The 4,069-nt window shown below is 67.0% G+C and carries 1 protein-coding gene; it reads left to right on the forward strand.

What is annotated here, in order from left to right:
- Positions 1-199 precede the first annotated feature (199 nt).
- Positions 200-1,090, forward strand: coding sequence for a helicase-related protein (locus ABZ192_RS40100; protein ID WP_356929398.1), 891 nt, complete (start codon positions 200-202; stop codon positions 1,088-1,090).
- Positions 1,091-4,069 lie beyond the last annotated feature (2,979 nt).

Below are 4,069 nucleotides of genomic sequence, written 5' to 3' on the forward strand. Positions count from 1 at the left end.
GGGAGAGACGCGACGACATCCACGAAGCCTTCCTCGGCCTCGCCACCTGCCTCATCACCCACCGCCACGTCCAACGCCTTTGTTAGGACCTCTTAACCCCTGGCGCTCCGGACTCCCTCAATGCGACGTCGTCTCCGACCCCGCTCCACTCTTTAACCAGCTGCGCCGGGTCAGGTACGAGTGGCGGACCGGCCCGGACGTGACCCTCGCAAGCATCGCTGCCGAGGCAGCCGAGCACGACCAGGCCCTCGTCGTGGTCAACGGGACCAAAGACGCCAGCCTGGTCCACCGCACCTGGCTCAGCACGAACCGCGACGAGAACCCAGGCGTCCTCCACCTGTCGACCCGCATGACTGGCGGCCACCGCCGAGAAACCATCCAGGCGACGAAGCAGCGCCTGGAGGAGGGCTTGGACACTCTCCTCGTATCGACCTCGCTCATCGAAGCCGGCGTCAGCCTCGACTTCCCCCGCGGATACCGCGCCAGATCAACACCAGAGTCCGAACAGCAGGCCGCCGGACGGGTCAACCGTGAGGGCAAACGCCCCGCGAAGGACAGCGTCATGACCATCTTCGATCCCCAGGACGGCCTCAACCCGGGAGTGGTCTACAACACGTGCGCAATCGCAGCAGCGTCCCGCCGCTTCGGCGACGGGCTGGCCGATCCCGACGATCTGGAAGTCCTCCGCTCGTACTACCAGCACCGCTACCGCCTCCAGGCAGGACAACACTCCAAGGACCCCAACGGAGCCACCGGAGAAGTCATCGAAGCGCTGCGAGCAAAGCTGCACTACCCGGAGGTCGCGCACAGAATGCGACTCATCGACAACGAACACTCCGTGGCCGTGGTCGCCATCCGCCCCCGCCTCGAAGAAAAAATTCGACAGGCCGCCCAGACGGCCGTCGACCAGCTCCGCCGCGGCCTGCCAACGCCGGCGACCTACCGCACCCTGCAGGAACACATGGCATCCATCCCCGAGCGGGAACTGGAACTGGCGCTCAACACCGGCCACGCCATCGAAATCACTGGTGACCTGTACCAATGGGTCGGCCCTTACCACGCCCAACGAGGCATCGAACCGCCTGCATGACCATTCCGATCCACCGAGCAATGCCTCACCAGTACGCTTGCGGAACTGAAACCGCCAGCCGGCTGCCGAAGTGTGGTGATCTGCTTACAGTGGTCGTCTTCCGTGCGACCGAGGATCGCAACATGTGTTCGTGCTCGTACATGGCGGCGAAGTGGGCGTGGCGGTTGTCCTCTGGGGCGACCGAGGATCGCAACATCACGCCGTAGGTCATGATGATTGCATCTCAGTCGTGGCGGCCGCTGCTCCGCAGCGACCGAGGATCGCAACGGCGTTGGCAATACCTGGATCGCTGGCCGCCTCTGGTTGTGGCGGTCGCCTCTCGGATTGGGCGGCTAGCTTGTCGCGATTGGTGGTCTGTCCGTGCCAGTGGTCTTCCGGGGCAGCGAGGATCGAAACAACCGACGGCACGAACCAGATTTACTATCTGCCGGCGGTTGCCTTTCGGGGACGGCCGAGGATCGCAACGATGTGGAGCCAATCGCGGGGAACGGAACGCGCAGCGTGGTGGTCGTCACGTGAGGCGGCCGAGGATCGCAACAGCCATAGGTAGGGTGCGATGAACCGCACGTCGGTGGTGGCGGTCGCCTTTCGGGGGGACCGGGGATCGCCACGTACCGCGCGGACGTTCCAGCTGGTTTCCCGGCTCCTTACCGGGCGCTCCCCGGATGACCACGGCCGAGGATCACAACAGCCAGGAGCCCCCGGCCGTCTATCGACGGGGTGACTGAGAATCGCAACACCGCGGCAGCGTCGGTGATACGCGAAGGCTCTTGGTAGCGGCCAGGACGGCTGAGGATCGCAACGGCTGTATCGGCGGCCGGCACGGCAGTGTCGGTCTGGAGGCGGCCGCCCTGCGGGGCGATCGAGGATCGCAACTCTTTCGCATCCTTGACCGTAGTGGAGTCCCAACCGTGGCGGTCGTCCTCCGGAGTGACCGAGGATCGCAATAAATCCGGGATGGTCAACAGCGGGGTAGCTCCCCTGTGGCGGTCACCCCTGAGGACGCTTAGTATCCTGCCCGCGCTGGTTGGGCAAATCCGTCCACCAGCGTCGGCCGTCCTTCGTGGTGGCCGAGATTCGCAACATCTCGAGCGCGGGCGCGCTGCGGGGCGAGAACAGGTGGCGGTTGCCCCTCCGGGGCGACCGAGGATCGCAACTTTGCGTATTCGAATCGACTCGACCGCAACCCACAGAAGTGGCGGTCGCCCCTCTGGGGTGACCGAGGATCGCAACATGTGGGGGTCGCGGAAGTGGTGCCGCAGGTCAAGGGGTGGCGGTCGCCCTTCGGGGTGACCGAGGACCGCAACTACACGTCCGACGACGGGTCGACGTGGACTGCCCTGACGGCGGTCAACTTCCGGGGCGACCGAGGATCGCAACTTCGACGAGACCCTGGCCCTGGCCGTCGACATGGCAGTGGCGGTCGCTCTTCGGGGTGACTGAGGATCGCAATTCCCTGCGGCACCTTGACCGGCCGATGCGGGTGCGCGTGGCGGTCGTCCTCAGGAGCGACCGAGGGTCCCAACACCCCGCCACAGGACAGCGCACCGCCAGCAGCGTCGTGGCGGTCGCCTTCCGGGGCAGCCGAGGGTCACAACTCCACGCATGCTGGACACGCGTCCCAGGCCCCGCACGGTGGCGGTCGTCCTCCGGGGCGACCAAGGATCGTAACGCCCATGCCGGATCACCCGGCGGTACGGCTCAATGGTGGCGGTTGTCCTCTGGGTGGCCGCGGATCGCAACGAGTCCCAGGACCTGGGATACACCCCGGTACCTGCGCGTGGCGGTCGTCCTTTCGTGCGGCTGGCATCGCAACGTCGTGAACCCCGGTAGTACGGTGAGGCCGGCCCTCCCGCGATCGAGGATCGCAACATCACCTGGGCCGGGGCAGCCGAGGTCAACCTTGCGGTGGTGGTCGCCCCGCAGGGTGACCGAGGATCGGAACGAGTTCCTGACCCTGCACCAGCTGTGGCACTCGTGGCGTTGCGGTTGCCCTCCGCGGCGGCCGAGGATCGCAACCTGCTGTACGCAGCGGGCACCTTCGTTCACGGCAACGTGGCGGTCGTCCTATTGGGGCGCCCGAGGATCGCAACCCCGCAGTGCTCATGCCAGCGAAGGTCGTGCACGGCTGTGGCGGTCGTCCTCTGGGACGACCGCAATAGCATCGAGTCCACTGGGGTCGAGGCGAGCGGCTGGGATGTGGCGGTCGTCTTCCGGGGCAATGGAGGGTCGCAACTCCGACGCAGCGTCGAACTGCGATGGCCCGAGTCCCACGCTCTCCAGCGTGGTGGCCGCTCTGGGCGGTGCGTCCGAGGACCACAACGACCAGGAAGCACCGCACTGGGCCCTGCCCGCGGGTGCGGCGGAAGCCATCCAAGGCGACGGAGGATCGCAACACGGGCAAGCAGGCTGAGGGCGCCGAAAGGCTGGCAGGCGATGGTCCTCCGGAGGGAAGGGATCGCAACACCACGTCCGGGATGATGGAGTGGCCGACGAGCACGTGTGGCGGTCGTCCTTCGGGGCGAACGAGGATCGCAACGCCCATGGGTCGTAGGGCAGCGCCTGCGACGCGTAGCGGCGGTCGTCCTCGGGGGCGACCGAGGATCGCAACTGACGATGCGAGGGCCGGTGGTGCGCCCGTACGGCAGGCGGCGGTCGCCCTCCGCGGCGACCGGGGATCGCAACGATGTCTGGGTCGGCGGCGAGGTTATGACGGTGAGGTGGCGGTCGCTTTCCAGGGCGACCGAGGATCGCAACCAGTTCCCCAAGGACGAGCGCGCGTACGACCAGCTGTGGCGGTCGCCCTCTGGGGCGACCGTTGATCTCATTGTCGTGGTTCTCGATCAGGCGCTTCAAGACTTCGAGCGTGCGGGGAGGGCGGTACTGTCGGCGGTTCGGGCGCTGCCTACGGGTATTCGGCGGGGGGGGCCCCGCAGAGAGGGCGCGCCCCGCGGGGATTGTGTGAGGCGCCCGGGGTGA

Origin of the sequence: Streptomyces sp. NPDC006235 (assembly GCF_040613735.1) — a bacterium.
Lineage (GTDB): Bacteria > Actinomycetota > Actinomycetes > Streptomycetales > Streptomycetaceae > Streptomyces.